The sequence below is a fragment of the Variovorax paradoxus genome (genome assembly GCF_902712855.1).
GTDB classification, from domain to species: domain Bacteria; phylum Pseudomonadota; class Gammaproteobacteria; order Burkholderiales; family Burkholderiaceae_C; genus Variovorax; species Variovorax paradoxus_Q.
Map to the genome: position 1 here is coordinate 1,636,049 of NZ_LR743508.1, position 14,515 is coordinate 1,650,563.

Here is a 14,515-nt window from a genome sequence, read left to right on the forward strand (position 1 = left end):
AAACCGCGCGTGTTTCATCCGCTGCATCGCATGCAGCGGCTTGAACCTGATCGGGGCCTGCCGGCTTTCCCGCCACGACCATCGAGGTCGAAGAACCGTGAAGAACGGATGACTGGAAACCGGTGCGTGCTGCTCTGCAGGCCAACGCGAAACTCCTGACGATCTCGACGTCCGCCCATTCGGCTTGGGTCGGCCGGACCGACTTCGCATGAAAGTACCCGCATTGATACGTGACCGAAACGAAGTGATTCAGTCCATGGCGCGTCGCATATCTGCCAGGTCGATGCACCGAGCACTTCTTGTCGACACGGAACGGCGAGCCGATCCGCGCTCTCATCGATCAGCAGTACTAAATGCACTAACGGCCAAGCGTTATTCTTGTCATCGACAAATACGGTCTGGCAGATATAGTTCGTTGGCCGTTAGTGTATTTGCCATGGACACCCTGCCCCTCTTCGCTTCCCACTCCGACGCCACCCATCGCATGGCCTTCGACCGCTGGCTTGCGGACCAGCAGGCCTCGGGCGCCTTGCGGCAGGCGGGGTCGATGGCGGTCTACCGCGACATGTGGGGCAGCTTCACGGCGTGGTGCCTCGGCCAGGTGCCGGTGGTCGATCTCGAAACGCTCGACACGCGCGATCTCGAGGCCTTCCAGGCCGCGCGCTACGGCATGAAGTCGGCGGACCAGTCGCTCTCGCCGCGCCATGCGCTGCGGCTGCTGCGTCTCATCGACCGCGTCCTTCGGCACCATGCGGCCCAAGCAGGCATGCCGCCGAACACCGCGGCGGCCGAATGGCTGCAGGCGCATCCAGACATCCGTTACGCGGAATCGGCGCAGGCCGATCCGTTGCCCGAATTCCTTTCCGTGAGCGAGGCACGTCGCCTGATCACCTTCCTGTCTGAAGTGCGCCCAAGGCCGGGGATGTCGGCATCACGCCGCGACGCCCACCGCGCGTTCACCTGGCAGCAATTACGCAACCGTACGGCGGTGGCATTGCAGCTCGGCGGCGGGCTCGCGCCGGGCGACGTGCGCGCCTTGAGCCTGCTTGCCCCGGTATCGTCCGGCGGCCGTGTCCGCGACCGGCCATGGAAGGTGGCGGTGCCCGGCAACGGCAACCTGCCGCCACGCGAGACCCCGATCGCGCCATGGGCCGGCGAGCTGCTGCAGCACTGGCTGCAGATCCGCGCGGAAGCCCGCATCGCCGGCGATCATCTCTTCACCTCGACGCTCAGCGGAAAGCCGTGGAGCAAGGAAGCGCACTACAAGGCTGCCAAGTCCGTGCTAGAGGAAGCGGGGCTCGATGCCGTGGAAGGCGGCTCCTTCAAGCTGCGGCACACCTTCGCGCTGCGGCAATTGCGCCGCGGCACGCCGGTCGACGAGGTCGCACGCTGGCTCGGGGTCGACCCTGAAGCGATGGGCAAGTACAGCAGGGTGGTCCTCGGCCCCGCCGACGTGGTCTGAACGCCCTTTGGGCGCTCTTCCTACGCAGGCGCCCATGTGCCGACCGATAGGGTCATGGACTTCGAAACCACAGCTTGCCCCGCGGCACGGATCCATGAAATTTTCTGCCCTGCTCTCCCGCACCCTCCTGATCGCCGGCACCGTCGCACTCGGTGCGTGTGCGAGCAACTCCACCCCTTCGAGCACCGCATCGGGGATCGACAACCAGCCCGACCCGACGATCCTGCTCGTTCCGGTGCGCATCCAGGACCCGGCCCTGGCCTCGGGATGCTGGGCCCAGTTCTATTCGAAGCGCGACTTCCAGGGCGACGTCGCCACCCTGGTCGGCCCTGCGCAGGTGCAGAGCATGGACAAGGGCACCGCACGCCAGCTCAAGCGCGACATCGACAGCGTGAGCGTCGGACCGCGCGCCACGCTGCAGGTGTACGAACACGCCATGTTCAAGGACCGTACCGTCAGCTTTCCGGCCAACAGCCGCGAAGGCGGCCTGGTGCGCAAGCTGGGCTTCGGCGGACGCATCGAGGCATTGAAGCTTTCCTGCAGCTGATCCGACGGCGCCGATGGCGCTGGTTGCGGCCAAGCAATGCAAGCTGGCACGAAGATCGCAATGCTGTCTTCATGCTTACATCCGACCAGAAAGCCTGCATCCTGCGCAAGAACGGCTTCGCGGTGCCGGACGCGCCTGAAACCTCGCTCCTGACACCGGCGCAGCCGCCGGCATCGGGCGCTGCGATGCAGGCATGGCACCGCGCGATCGAAGCCCTTTTTGCGAGTTACGCCGCGGCCCGTGCCGCGAAGAGCCTGCGCGATGCGCAGGAAAAAAGCCAGCTGGAGCAGCTTCGCCAGATGGCAAGCACCGGCCCGAGGCTTCGAACACAGCGCGCCTGAAGCGAGAGCGTCAGGCCTGCAGTTCGATGGCCGCCTGGACGATGGGGCGCGCCCAGGCGGGCGTGGCCGCCAACGCTTGTGCATCGTCCGGCTGGGGAAACACAAGGTGCCCCGCAGCCATCTCGAGCACCAGCACCGGGTCTTCGATGTCGCCGCCTTGCGGGGCTTCGGCACTGTTGTCGAAGACCTGAAGGCGCGCCAGCTTCGGCAGCAGGTTGATCAGGTTGGCGCGCGAGGCCGTCCATCGCTCGCGGATCTTGGCCTCCGGAATGTCGTGGCCGCCACGCGCGACCCGTGCACGCACGCGCGCCATGTGCTGCTCGGGCGACGAGAGACCGCAGAAGATCATCACCACATCGTGTGTGGCTGCCGCACCGGCCAGCAGCGTCGGAATGGTGTTGGCGCCCAGCGTGGTCTCGAACGCGTAGTTGTGCCCCTGGGCGATCGCCGCCTCGAGCCGCTCGCGGCCGAAGTTCCAGGCCCACGCATTCGCCTCTTCGGCAGTGAGACCGAGTTGCGCGACGAGTTCGCGCGCAAAGCTGTCGGGGTTGAACCAGCTCAGGCCGAGCTCGGTGACCAGTGCGCCACCCACTGAGCTCTTGCCGGCGCCGTTGACGCCGGCCAGCACCAGGATGAACGGGCGTTCAGCCGCCGCCATCAGAAGGTTTCACCCGCCTTGGGGCGGTGCCCCAGCTTGCCCTTGGCCGCGAAAAGACCGCCGACCTTTTGCGCCGCACCGGGCTGCTGCAGCACGTCCAGACGCGCATCGAAGCGACGGCCGAGTTCGTCGAGCACCGATTGCTCGCGCGCCTTCTGCGCCTGTGCATCTTCCACCAGCTGGTTGTAGGCTGCGGCGGTCAGCAGCACCATCTCGACCGTCGAATGGTTGGTCACGGCCACGCTGCCGGATTCCTGCACCTGGCGCACCACATCGCCCCAGCGGTTCTTGACGTGGGATGCGTTTTGACGCGGCAGTTCATCGAGGTTGCGCAGGATCGCGGACATGGTAAGGCTCCTTTGGCGCCATTATGGCAAAAATGGCTAAATTAGACAATTCAGCCAGGCGAAGTCCTTTCCGATGTCCGAACCGGGCCATTTCCCCACGTTGGGGTGCGGTGGCATCGCACACCCGGCCAACCGTGAAGACCTCAGTGTTTTTTCAACAAAGATCCAGCGAGGCGTGCATGCGAACGAGATGCCCATCGAATACCTGCTCGAGATCGAACACTCGCCTTTTCCCCTTCGCGTCAAGCAGCCGGACGCGATCAAGTCCATCGCGGTCCTGAAGGCGGTCGGGTTGGTCGAGGCGGACATCTATCCGCCCCTGGACCTGTGTGCGCGCTTCGGCGACTACCAACTCGCCGTCGTGTCGGGCATCACGGCACGCGGCCGCGAAGAACTGGTGCGCGAATGGGGCGTGGCCGGCACCTGAACCAAATGCCGCGCATCGATGCCGTCTTCCGGCCTTCTCAATAGACGTCGCGGCGGTAGCGGCCTTCGGCGATCAGGTCGTCCAGCGCAGCGCGACCCAGCATGTCCTCGAGCACGGCATCGACGCCGGCGGCCATGCCCTCGAGGCTGCCGCAGACGAAGACCACCGCGCCTTCGCCGATCCAGCGGCGCACGTCGACGGCGGCGGCGCGCAGCAGGTCCTGCACATGGATCCGCTCGGGCTGGTCGCGCGAGAACGCGATGTCCACGCGCTCGAGACGGCCTTGTGCCTGCCAGTGACCGACCTCTTCCGCGAAGAAGGCATCGTGCGCGCGTTGCCGTTCACCGAAGAGCAGCCAGTTGCGGTAGTGGCCGCGTTCCACGCGCGCGCGCAGGTGGCCGCGCAGGCCTGCATAACCGGAGCCGTTGCCGATGAAGATGCACGGGCGTGCGTCTTCCACCAGTTCGAAGGTGGGATTCGCAAGCAGGCGGAGTTCCACCTCCGCCCCTTCGGATGCATGCGCGGTGAGCCAGCCGGACACAAGGCCCAGGCCCGCGGCATGACGCGCCTGCCGCACCAGCAGCCTGAGATGGCCCTCGGTCTGCACCGAGGCGATCGAGTAGCGGCGCGCCGCTACCGCCGGGCCCGGCCGAAGTTCGACCAGCGCGCCCGAATGCCAGTTCGGCAGGGGCCCCTCTTTCGTGACGAGTTCGATCTCGTACGACGGTTGGCCCAGGCTGCCGGGATTGAGCAGGCGGCGCGCGGAGAGCGTCCATGTGTCGAAAGCATCGGCACCCGCCGGCTCGCCGAACGCTGCGCCCGGAAAGCGGCAGAGTATATTCAAGCGCCCGATCACTCCTATTGCCGTTGCCCGCCATGCCCCAGCCGACCACCCTCTCCCGCCGTCCGCGGACCGTCGCGGACACGAGCGACGACGGCCCGGGCGTGCGCACGGACACGTTGACGGCCCAGGCCTACCAGAAGCTGCGCCACGCGCTCATGACCGGTGCCCTGCTGCCGGAACAGGTGCTGACCGTTCGCGACGTGGCCGACGAGTTCGGCGTCAGTCTCACGCCGGTGCGCGAGGCGGTGCAGCGGCTGGTGGTCGAGCAGGGGCTCGAGGTGTTGAACGGCCGCACCATCCGCGTGCCGCGGCTCGACATCGAGACCTACCGCGAGATCCTCAAGATCCGGATGGAACTCGAATGCCTCGCGGCCAAGGAAGCCGCGCCGCGGATCGCCAATGATGAAATCGAACGGCTGGACACCGTGATGCAGGCGCACCTTGCCGCCATCCAGGCTGGCGACGCGCACCAGACGCTGGTGAGAAACACCGATTTCCATCTTTCAATATATCGAGCCTCCAACCAGCCCATGCTGGTCCGCATCATCGAAGGCCTCTGGCTGCGCGTCGGGCCCACGCTGAACCTGCTGTTCCCGCAATACTGCGGCAGCCTCACAGGGCACGAGAACCACCTGGTGGCGATGGACGCGCTGCGCCGCCGCGACGGAGATGCCCTCGGACAGGCGATGCGCGACGACCTCACGCACGGCTCGCGCTTCCTGATCCGCCTGCTCAAACCCTGAGGCTCACCCGCATGGGCGGGTTTTGGAGCATTCTGAATATATTCAATCGCTTCTAGACTGCCGGCCAGGCCCGCCGCAAGGCGGCTTCACTCCCGTTCCAGGAAAGGCCGTCCGTATGAAGCTGAATCTCTCGCGTCGCGAATTCCATCTCGCCGCCACCCACATGCTCCTTGCCTCGTCGGCGGGCGGTGCCTTGCTCGGCGCCACCGCGCCCGCCTTCGCGCAATCGCGCTCCGTGAAGCTCGGCACCTTCGGCGCCATCGACGCGCAGAACTACATCCGCGCCAAGAACATGTCGGCCAAGACCTTCGGCCAGGGCGTGAGCAGCGACTTCGTGACGGTGCGCGCGGGCTCCGAGGTGATCTCGGCCATGGCGGGCGGGAGCCTGGACATGTGCAACATCGGCTCCAGCCCGATGATGGTCGGCTACGCGAACGGGCTGAAGGCCTCGATGGTCTACGTCTACAAGAACATCGTCGACAGCGAATGCCTCGTGGTGCAGGGCAACTCCGGCATCACCACGGTGCAGGGGCTCAAGGGCAAGAAGATCGGCCTGCCGTTCAACACCTCGGTGCATTTCGCGGCCGTGGCGGCGCTCAAGTTCGCCGGGCTCGGGCTGTCCGACGTGCAGCTCATCAACATGCGCGCGGACCAGATCGCCTCGGCCTGGCAGCGCCGCGAGATCGACGCCAGCTACATCTGGGTGCCGGTGCTGCCGCGCCTGACCGAGGACGGCGGCAAGATCATCTTCAAGACCGGCGACCTGAACCAGAAGAACCTGCTGATCTTCGACGGCCTGCTGGTGCGCGACGAATTCAAGCAGAAGTCGCCCGACCTGGTGCTGGCCTTCCTGAAGGACTACGAACAGATCGCGCGCAGCTTCAAGCAGGACCCGAAGGACGCGGTCGACACGATGACGAAGTTCCTCAACGTCGACGAAGCCACCGTGATGCGCTCGCTCAACACCTTCTATCCGGTGCCCGCGAACGAGCAGCTCAGCAGCCGCTGGATGGGCAAGCCGGGCGAGAAGGACACCGGCGTGCTCAAGACGCTGCAGACGCAGGCGCAGTTCCTCTTCGAGTCGGGCCAGATCTCCGCGATGCCCAAGGACATCGGCGGCCTTGTCGACTCGAGCTTCGTCGCCAAGATGGCCGGCTGACGCGCATGGCGACAGCAGACGGCACCGGCCGCCCGCCCAAGGTGCGCTTCGAGCAGGTCAGCAAGCGTTTCGGCCAAGGGGCCGACGCTGTGCAGGCGCTCGAACCCCTGTCGCTCGATATCGCGCAAGGCGAATTCACCTGCCTGCTCGGCCCCTCGGGCTGCGGCAAGAGCACGTTGCTGAACATCCTCGCGGGTTTCGAGCAGCCGACCACCGGCCGGGTGCTGATGGACGAGCAGCCCGTTCGCGGCCCCGATCCGCGGCGCGGCGTGGTGTTCCAGCAAGGCGCGCTCTTCACCTGGATGAACGTCCACGACAACGTGGCCTTCGGTCCGCTGGCCACCGGCAAGCCCGCGGCCGAGGCGTCGCGCATCGCGGCGCGCTATCTCGAGATGGTCGGGCTCACCGCCTTCGCCCGGCGCTACCCCTACGAACTCTCGGGCGGCATGCAGCAGCGCGTGGGCATCGCACGGGCGCTGGCCAACGACCCCGAGATCCTGCTGATGGACGAACCCTTCGCCGCGCTCGACGCGCAGACGCGCGAGCTGCTGCAGGAGGAGATCCGTCGTATCTGGCAGGACACGCGCAAGACGGTGCTGTGGATCACGCACAGCATCGACGAGGCTCTTTTCCTCGCGACCCACGTGGTCGTGATGTCGGCGCGTCCCGGGCGCATCAAGGCCGGCTTTCGACCCGGCTTCGCGCAGAGCGCCGACCCCGCCGTGGTCGCCAGCCCCGAATTCGCCCGCATGAAGGCGCAGATCTTCGGCCTGCTGCGCGAGGAGGCGCTGGCGGCACAGCAGCAGGAAAGCCAGGTGAACGAACGATGAGCAACGCCTTGCATACCGCGCCGAACACCGCACCGCGCAAGGGCCGTTCGCGCTGGATCAACCTGGCCTCCTTCGGCGTGCTGCTTCTTCTGTGGTTCCTCATCACCGCACCGCTGGCCGGAAACAACCCCCTGGTGGCGCCGCTCTTCCTGCCGTCGCCGATGTCGGTGTGGGCGACCTTCCTGCAGTTGATGCAGAACGGCTACCAGGGCAAGACGCTGGGGCACCACGTCGGCATCAGCCTGATGCGCTTCGGCCTGGCCTTCGCGCTCACCGTGCTGGTCGCGGTGCCGCTGGGCCTGTGGATGGGCATGAACGAGACGGTCAAGGCCGTGCTCGACCCGCCGATCGAAATCTCGCGCCCGATGCCCAAGCTCGCGCTGCTGCCGCTGCTGATCATCTGGTTCGGCATCGGCGAAGTGGCGAAGATCGTGATCATCGTGCTCGCGCTGTTCCCGATCCTCTCGATCAGCGCGATGCAGGCGGTGCGCGGCGTCGGCCGGCGCAAGGTGCAGGCCGCGATGGCACTCGGCGCATCGCGCACGATGATCTTCCGGCGCGTGATCTTTCCGGCCAGCCTGCCCGGCATCTTCACCAGCATCCGCGTGAGCATCGGCATCGGCGTCACCATGCTGGTGGGCGCCGAGATGATCGCCACCAACGCGGGCATCGCCTACATGGCGATGTCGGCGTCGGACTTCCTGCTCACCAACGTCGTCATCGTCGGCGCGCTGATCATGGCCGTGCTCGGCTATGCGCTCGATCTGCTGGCACGCGCGCTCGAAAACAAGGTCGTCCACTGGGGCGGCCGGGAAGGATGAAACCCACCATGTCCGCACGACTCCCCGACCACGGCATTGCCTGGGACGAACTCCGGCGCGAGATGAAAGACGCCGGCCGCGGCGACGCGGACTGGCGCGGCGGCCGCGTGCCGATGTTCATCCATTACGCCGGCGAAGACGTGCTCGACGTCGCCAAGCAGGCTTACCTGATGTACTTCTCGGAGAACGGCCTGGGCCCGCGCGCCTTCGGCAGCCTCGACAAGTTCGAGAAGGACGTCGTGGCCATGGGACTGGACCTGCTGCATGGCGGTCCCGAGGCCCGCGGCGCCATGACCACCGGCGGCACGGAGAGCATCTTCCTGGCCGTGAAATGTGCGCGCGACCGCGCGCTGGCACTGCGCCCCGGCGCCGGCAGGCCGCGCATCGTGATGCCGCGCAGCGCGCATCCCGCGTTCGACAAGGCCGCGCACTTTCTCGGCCTCGAGCCGGTGCGCACGCCGCTCGGCGAGGACTTCCGCGCCGACCTCGATGCGATGCGCGCCGCGCTCACGTCCGACACCGCGATGCTCGTGGGCTCGGCGCCGGCATTTCCGCATGGCGTGGTCGATCCGATTCCTCAGCTGGCCGCCATGGCGCGCGAGCACGGCACCTGGATGCACGTGGACGCCTGCGTCGGCGGCTATTTCGCGCCGTTCGCGCGCGAACTCGGTGCGGACATTCCCGACTTCGACTTCGCCGTGCCCGGCGTGACGTCGATCTCGGCCGACCTGCACAAGTACGGCTACACCGCCAAGGGCGCATCGACGCTCTTCTTCGCCGACCCGGCCTCGTTTGCGCTGATGGGCTACGCCTTCGACCAATGGCCGCGCGGCCAGTACTTCACGTATACGCTGGTGGGCACGCGCGCCGGCGGCGCCATTGCCGCCGCCTGGGCCGTGATGAACTACCTGGGCAAGGACGGCTACCTGCGCATCGCCCGGCGTGTGCTGGACACCCGGCTCGCCATGCAGGCGGGCCTGGACGCACTCGGCCTGCCGACCCTCGGGCGGCCCGAACTGTCGATCTTCGCGTTCGGTTCGCCGCAGCGAGACATGGGCGCGATCGGCCGGGGACTCGGCGCGCGCGGATGGACCGTGGGCTACGTGAACGATCCGCCGGGCATTCACCACATGCTCAACCTCACGCACGAGCCTGTCGTCGGGCAATACCTGTCGGACATGGCGGCCGTGCTGCAGGACCCCGCGACGCAGGCCGGGCCATCGGCGAGCCCGGTGCCTGCGCAGTACTGAGTCAGCGCGGCGGATCGAGTTGCTCCGGCCGGGGCAATGGCACCCAGGATGTAGCGGCATGTAATTTCTTCGCACGCGCGCTCGACCATTGCGCCTACAAGCACGTGCAATGCCGCATGGAAAACTCGGCCTCCATGCTGGAGACACAAAACCTCGACTCGAACGGCCTTGCCGCCCTGGCAGCCGAATGGCGTCGCCGTGCACTGCGCGGCGAAGAGAACGCGCGCGGCATCGCGCACGCGCTGGAGGTCGAAGTGCGGCGCATCGGCGGCACACGCCCCGTGCCGGCACATGACCTCGATACGCGTCCGCTCGCGCTGCGGCAGCCCGACCGCCCGTGGTGGAAGCCCTGGTAACGGGCCTCCATCACCGTTCCATTCAACGTTCAGTCGTCCACGCCTTCGAGCGACCGTGCGTACATCGCCGCTTCCGCCGGCGTCATCGCATCTTCGAGCGCAGCCAGTTCGACGCGCTCGAAATCGTGCGCGATCCACTCGAACATGTGCGAGCTCGGCATGTGCGCCAGGTCCTCGCCATCGCACCACGGCTTGAGGCGCGCCGACGCGCTGCTCAGCAGGAAGCGCAGGTACAGGGCGCGCGCCACGCGCACCGCCGCGGCCTTCTCCGGATCTTCGAGCGCCTCGCGGCATGCCGCCAGCTGCCGCTCGCAATGCGCGAGCCGCACTCTTGCGCCCAGGCTGCCATGCGCGCCGATGTCGACCACCCGGCACCGGGCCTCCAGCATGCGATGGAACTCGCACAATACCCGCGCGTAGGCATGCTGCTGAAGAAGAAGGAGCATCCGGTCCAGAAAGCTGTCTTGGCGTTGCATGGTCCGAACATCTGACGGCTGCGCACCATGTCGTACGCGTAGGACTTGAAGCAAAAAAGGCGCGCGACGAGCCTCACGGCAATGGCCGCCCGTCGCAAAACCCGAGGGCAACGCGAGCCCTTCCACCACCTCCGAGGAGCTTCGATGCGCATCCGCGAACTTGCCACCGGCCTGCAATTTCCCGAAGGCCCGATCGCCCTGAACGACGGCTCCGTGCTGCTGGTCGAGATCGCGCGGGGCACGCTCACACGGGTGCGCGCCGACGGCCTCGTGCAGGTGATCGCCGACCTCGGCGGCGGGCCGAACGGCGCGGCGCTGGGTCCCGACGGCGCGGTCTACGTCTGCAACAACGGCGGCTTCAGGTGGCACACCGAGGCCGATGGCTGCGTGCGCCCGATGGGCCAGGCCGACGACTATTCGGGCGGCCGCATCGAACGCGTGGACTTCGCCACCGGCCGCGCCGAACGCCTGTTCGAGACCGTCGAGGGCGGCGCGCTGTGCGGCCCCAACGACATCGTGTTCGACGCGCACGGCGGCTTCTACTTCACCGACCTCGGCAAGGTGCGCGAGCGCGACATGGACCGCGGCGGCCTCTTCTACGGCCACGCCGACGGCGGCGCCGCGCATGCGATCACGCGGCCCGTGACGACACCCAACGGCATCGCCCTGTCGCCCGACGGCCAGACGCTCTACTACGCCGAGACCGAGGGCGCGCGCGTCTGGGCCTTCGACATCGTCGCACCGGGGCGCGTGCGCAAGGACGGTTGGCCCTCCCCGCACGGCGGGCGCATGCTCTGCGCATCGCCCGGCGGTCACTACCAGCGCTTCGATTCGATGGCGGTCGACGCGCTCGGCAATCTCTGCGTGGCAACGCTGCTGCACGGCGGCATCAGCATCGTCGCGCCCGACGGCGGCACGGTCCGCCATGTGCCGCTGCCCGACCGCTACACCACCAACATCTGCTTCGGTGGCCGCGATCGCCGCACGGCCTATGTCACGCTCTCGGGCAGCGGAAGGCTCATCGCCATCGACGACTGGCCCACGCCCGGCCTCGCGTTGAACTTCGAGGCGTAGGCGGCGCATCGGGTGGGAGCCGGACCGGCCGAAGGTGAAATCGCCGCGGCCCAGCCGCTCATCCCGATACCGGTACGACTCGGCCTGGGGGGCGAAAACCGCACGCTGCCCGCCGCCCTGTCCGTCGCCCTCGACATCGACCCGCCGCCCGTCTCTTGACGGCCCCGCGCCTATCATGCGGCAACACCATGCCGGTGGACCGCCATATGCACACCGCCACCCCAGCGCCCGGCGCGCTCATTTCCGCAGACATCGACTTCACCGCGGCATCGCTCGATGTGGCCCGCCGGCTGATCGGCATCACGCTGCTGGTCGATGGCGTGGGCGGCCGCATCGTCGAGACGGAAGCCTACGACCCCGAAGAACCGGCCTCGCATTCGTTCAACGGTCGCACCGCGCGCAACGCCAGCCTGTTCGGCCCGCCGGGCTGCGCCTACGTCTACCGCTCGCACGGCCTGCACTGGTGCCTGAACTTCGTCTGCCGCGAAACCGGGCATGCAGCCGGCGTGCTGATCCGCGCGCTCGAGCCTACCCACGGGCTGGACCGGATGCGCGAGCGGCGCGGCCTGGACGAGCCGCGCCTGCTGTGCGCCGGCCCCGGCCGCGTGGGCCAGGCGCTGGCCATCGACCGCAGCTTCGACGGCCTGCGCCTCGACGAGGCGCCCTTCGCGCTGTTCGCTCCGCCGCACGGCCTGCCGGCCCCCGAGGTGGTCACCGGGCCGCGCATCGGCATCTCCAAGGCCGTCGACATGCCCTGGCGATTCGGCGAACGGAACTCGAGGTTCCTGAGCAAGCGCTTCGCCTGAGCCCGCCCGGACCGCTAGGCCACAGCCGTTTCGTTGCGCCCCAGGTAATGCTTGGGCGTCTTGCCCATCACGCGGCGGAACATGGCGGTGAAGGCGCTCGGGCTCTCGTAGCCCAGGTCCATCGCCACCGTGGTCACGGGCGTGTCCATCGCGAGCCGCCGCAGCGCTTCCATGAGCCTCAGCTGCTGGCGCCAGGTGGTGAAGGTGATGCCGGTCTCGTCGCGGAACAGGCGCGTGAGCGTGCGCCGGCCGAGTGCGCCATAGCGCGCCCAGTACTCCAGATCGCCGTCGCTAGCGGGGTCGTCGAGCAGCGCGCGGCAGATGCGCAGCAGGCGCGCGTCCTGCGGCATCGGTGCATGCAGCGGCACGCGCGGTGCGGCGCAGATTTCGTCGAGGATCAGCCGCATCACGCGGCCGTCGCGGCCGGCCTCGTCGTACAGGAGCGGAATGCCCGTGGCGTCGATGACCAGCTGGCGCAGCAGCGGCGACACCTCGATCACGCAGCACTCGGCGGGCAGGTGCGGCGACGCATCGGGCTGGATGTAGAGCGATCGGTTCGACACCGCCTGCCCGCGCGCGTGCATCTCGTGCACCACGCCGCCCGGCACCCACACGGCGCGGTTGGGCGGCACCAGCCACGCGCCCGTGGGCGTGTGCAGGGTGAAGGTGCCCTTCACCGCATACGCGAGCTGGGCGCGCGGATGCGAGTGCGCGGGCACGATCAGCGAGGGCTCGGGCTCGTGCTCCACCACGATCATCGACACCGGCCGCGGGACGGACTGGTAGGCCTCGAAGGTCCAGGGGCGGCCGACGGGACCGCTCAGGGGTCCGTACGCCGGGGGTTCGTCGATGAACGGCTGCGTGCACGAGCCGCCCTCGGCCGCCGCGTCGGACGCGAATGCCTCGGTCACGCGGCCTGGGCGCGTCATGCCGCGGGCACGGAAGAGCCGGCGCCCTCCACCGCTCGACGCAACAGTTGCGGCGTGTGTCTGCATTGTCACGACGGTCTCCGATTCATCGAGGTTCAAGACGAGGCCATGCCCTGACGCTGCTTAGCGCGCCGCGCTGCCGCGCAGCGCCTCGAGCAGCGCCACGGCGCGGTCGGTGCGCACGTCGTGCTCGGCGGCCATCTGCCTGGCCACCGTGTCGATCTCGTCGCCCGTGGCGCCCGCCACCAGCGCGATGTTGCGTGCGTGCAGCGCCATGTGGCCGCGCTGGATGCCTTCGGTGGCCAGTGCGCGCAGCGCGCCCAGGTTCTGCGCCAGGCCCACCGCCACCGCCACTTCGCCCAGCTCCTGCGCCGACTTCACGCCGAGAATCTTCAGCGCGAGCTGCGCCAACGGGTGCGTCTTGGTCGCGCCGCCCACCAGGCCGACGGGCATCGGCATCTCGATGGTGCCGACCAGCGCGCCGCGGGTGTCCTTCTCCCAGGTGGTGAGCGAGGTGTAGCGGCCGCTGCGGCAGGCGTACGCGTGCGCGCCGGCCTCGACCGCGCGCCAGTCGTTGCCCGTGGCCACGATCACCGGGTCGATGCCGTTCATGATCCCCTTGTTGTGCGTGGCCGCGCGGTACGGGTCGATGGCCGCGAAGGTGTAGGCGTCGAGCACGCCCTCGACGATCTCCTCGCCGCTGCGCTCCTTCGTCTTGAGCACCTCGGGCGTGAGCCGCACGCGCGCGCGCGCCAGCCGCAGGTCGGCCAGGTTCGACAGGATGCGCAGGCGCACCGTGCCGCCGGTGAGCTTCTCCACCAGCGGCGAGACCGACTCGGCCATGGTGTTGACGGTGTTGGCGCCCATGGCGTCGCGCACGTCCACGATCAGGTGCATCACGATCATCGCGCCGCGCGGCGTGTCGGGGAACACGTGCACCTCGATGTCGCGGCAGCCGCCGCCCAGGCCGATGAGCACCTTGTCGCGGCTGTTGGCCACTTCCAGGATCTGGTCGCGCGCACGCAGCAGCGCCTGCCGTGCGCCGTAGGGGTCGGTCACGCCGAGCACCTGCACCTGCGCGCGCATGATCGGGCCGCTGCTGGAGGCCTCGAAGCCGCCGCCTTCGCGTGCCAGCTTGGCCATGAAGGAGGCCGCGGCCACCACCGAGGGCTCTTCCACCACCATCGGCACGAGGTAGTCGCGGCCGTTGACCTGGAAGTTGCCGCCGATGCCGAAGGGCAGCTCGAAGGTGCCGATCACGTTCTCGATCATGCCGTCGGCGCGCGCCAGCGGCAGCGCGCCGGGGGCGGCGAGCAGCGCCACCTCGTCGGCGCCGAGCGACGTGGCGCGCGCGACGTGCTCGAGGCGCTGCGCGGGGGTGAGTGCGCGGAAATTGGGGAGGCGGGAGTCTTGAACCATGTGCAGTCCTGATTGATGGATGAACG

At 68.1% G+C, this 14,515-nt stretch carries 18 protein-coding genes; 12 read left to right on the plus strand and 6 right to left on the minus strand.

The window, feature by feature from the left end:
* The first annotated feature begins 436 nt into the window (after positions 1 to 436).
* The 3 genes from AACL56_RS34120 to AACL56_RS34130 all read left to right on the plus strand — a co-directional run bounded on the left by AACL56_RS34120 (position 437) and on the right by AACL56_RS34130 (position 2,350).
* Positions 437 to 1,462, plus strand: a complete 1,026-nt coding sequence (locus tag AACL56_RS34120; RefSeq protein WP_339095167.1) for a tyrosine-type recombinase/integrase — start codon at positions 437 to 439, stop codon at positions 1,460 to 1,462.
* Positions 1,463 to 1,556: 94 nt separating this feature from the next.
* Entirely contained in the window at positions 1,557 to 2,009 is a 453-nt protein-coding gene (locus tag AACL56_RS34125) for a hypothetical protein (protein WP_339095169.1), read from the plus strand.
* Between the two features lie 71 nt (positions 2,010 to 2,080).
* Entirely contained in the window at positions 2,081 to 2,350 is a 270-nt protein-coding gene (locus AACL56_RS34130) for a hypothetical protein (protein ID WP_339095171.1), read from the plus strand.
* A gap of 10 nt (positions 2,351 to 2,360) precedes the next feature.
* On the opposite strand, the gene AACL56_RS34135 is transcribed toward AACL56_RS34130, so the two are convergent.
* Both AACL56_RS34135 and AACL56_RS34140 read right to left on the minus strand, forming a co-directional pair.
* Positions 2,361 to 3,008 (minus strand): AAA family ATPase, encoded by a 648-nt coding sequence (locus tag AACL56_RS34135; protein ID WP_339095173.1) that lies wholly within the window; start codon positions 3,006 to 3,008, stop codon positions 2,361 to 2,363.
* Complete coding sequence (locus AACL56_RS34140) at positions 3,008 to 3,355, minus strand: type II toxin-antitoxin system prevent-host-death family antitoxin (RefSeq protein ID WP_339095175.1); 348 nt, start codon at positions 3,353 to 3,355, stop codon at positions 3,008 to 3,010. The genes AACL56_RS34135 and AACL56_RS34140 overlap by 1 nt, the downstream gene beginning before the upstream one ends.
* Before the next feature lie 190 nt (positions 3,356 to 3,545).
* Between AACL56_RS34140 and AACL56_RS34145 the strand changes: the two genes are divergently transcribed.
* Entirely contained in the window at positions 3,546 to 3,782 is a 237-nt protein-coding gene (locus AACL56_RS34145) for a hypothetical protein (protein ID WP_339095177.1), read from the plus strand.
* Positions 3,783 to 3,819: 37 nt separating this feature from the next.
* Here the strand turns inward: AACL56_RS34145 and AACL56_RS34150 are convergent, their stop codons facing one another.
* Positions 3,820 to 4,626: a hypothetical protein gene (locus tag AACL56_RS34150; protein ID WP_339095179.1), complete on the minus strand. Its 807-nt coding sequence runs from the start codon at positions 4,624 to 4,626 to the stop codon at positions 3,820 to 3,822.
* 32 nt (positions 4,627 to 4,658) lie between these two features.
* Between AACL56_RS34150 and AACL56_RS34155 the strand changes: the two genes are divergently transcribed.
* The 6 genes from AACL56_RS34155 (at position 4,659) to AACL56_RS34180 (ending at position 9,785) form a co-directional block, all read left to right on the plus strand.
* On the plus strand, positions 4,659 to 5,369 hold the full coding sequence (locus AACL56_RS34155) for a GntR family transcriptional regulator (protein ID WP_339095181.1): 711 nt from the start codon (positions 4,659 to 4,661) through the stop codon (positions 5,367 to 5,369).
* A 115-nt stretch (positions 5,370 to 5,484) separates the two neighbouring features.
* Positions 5,485 to 6,528: an ABC transporter substrate-binding protein gene (locus tag AACL56_RS34160; protein ID WP_339095183.1), complete on the plus strand. Its 1,044-nt coding sequence runs from the start codon at positions 5,485 to 5,487 to the stop codon at positions 6,526 to 6,528.
* 5 nt (positions 6,529 to 6,533) lie between these two features.
* Positions 6,534 to 7,358 carry an ABC transporter ATP-binding protein gene (locus AACL56_RS34165; protein WP_339095185.1) on the plus strand — a complete coding sequence of 275 codons (825 nt, stop codon included), beginning with the start codon at positions 6,534 to 6,536 and terminating at the stop codon, positions 7,356 to 7,358.
* Positions 7,355 to 8,179: an ABC transporter permease gene (locus tag AACL56_RS34170; protein ID WP_339095187.1), complete on the plus strand. Its 825-nt coding sequence runs from the start codon at positions 7,355 to 7,357 to the stop codon at positions 8,177 to 8,179. Before AACL56_RS34165 ends, AACL56_RS34170 begins: the two co-directional genes overlap by 4 nt.
* 8 nt (positions 8,180 to 8,187) lie before the next feature.
* Complete coding sequence (locus tag AACL56_RS34175) at positions 8,188 to 9,429, plus strand: pyridoxal phosphate-dependent decarboxylase family protein (RefSeq protein WP_339095189.1); 1,242 nt, start codon at positions 8,188 to 8,190, stop codon at positions 9,427 to 9,429.
* Between the two features lie 134 nt (positions 9,430 to 9,563).
* The gene (locus tag AACL56_RS34180) at positions 9,564 to 9,785 is read left to right on the plus strand and encodes a hypothetical protein (RefSeq protein WP_339095191.1); all 222 of its coding nucleotides are present in this window, start codon (positions 9,564 to 9,566) and stop codon (positions 9,783 to 9,785) included.
* Positions 9,786 to 9,814: 29 nt separating this feature from the next.
* Here AACL56_RS34180 and AACL56_RS34185 read toward each other — a convergent pair whose 3' ends face one another.
* The gene (locus AACL56_RS34185) at positions 9,815 to 10,261 is read right to left on the minus strand and encodes a hypothetical protein (protein WP_339095193.1); all 447 of its coding nucleotides are present in this window, start codon (positions 10,259 to 10,261) and stop codon (positions 9,815 to 9,817) included.
* 144 nt (positions 10,262 to 10,405) lie between these two features.
* On the opposite strand from AACL56_RS34185, the gene AACL56_RS34190 reads away from it, so the two are divergent.
* Positions 10,406 to 11,335 carry an SMP-30/gluconolactonase/LRE family protein gene (locus AACL56_RS34190; RefSeq protein WP_339095195.1) on the plus strand — a complete coding sequence of 310 codons (930 nt, stop codon included), beginning with the start codon at positions 10,406 to 10,408 and terminating at the stop codon, positions 11,333 to 11,335.
* Positions 11,336 to 11,541: 206 nt separating this feature from the next.
* Positions 11,542 to 12,141, plus strand: a complete 600-nt coding sequence (locus AACL56_RS34195; protein WP_339095197.1) for a DNA-3-methyladenine glycosylase — start codon at positions 11,542 to 11,544, stop codon at positions 12,139 to 12,141.
* Positions 12,142 to 12,155: 14 nt separating this feature from the next.
* Here the strand turns inward: AACL56_RS34195 and AACL56_RS34200 are convergent, their stop codons facing one another.
* Entirely contained in the window at positions 12,156 to 13,070 is a 915-nt protein-coding gene (locus AACL56_RS34200) for an AraC family transcriptional regulator (protein WP_339095199.1), read from the minus strand.
* Positions 13,071 to 13,193: 123 nt separating this feature from the next.
* A complete protein-coding gene (locus tag AACL56_RS34205; RefSeq protein ID WP_339095201.1) occupies positions 13,194 to 14,489 on the minus strand; it encodes a hydroxymethylglutaryl-CoA reductase, degradative in 1,296 nt (431 codons plus the stop codon).
* Positions 14,490 to 14,515: the final 26 nt, after the last annotated feature.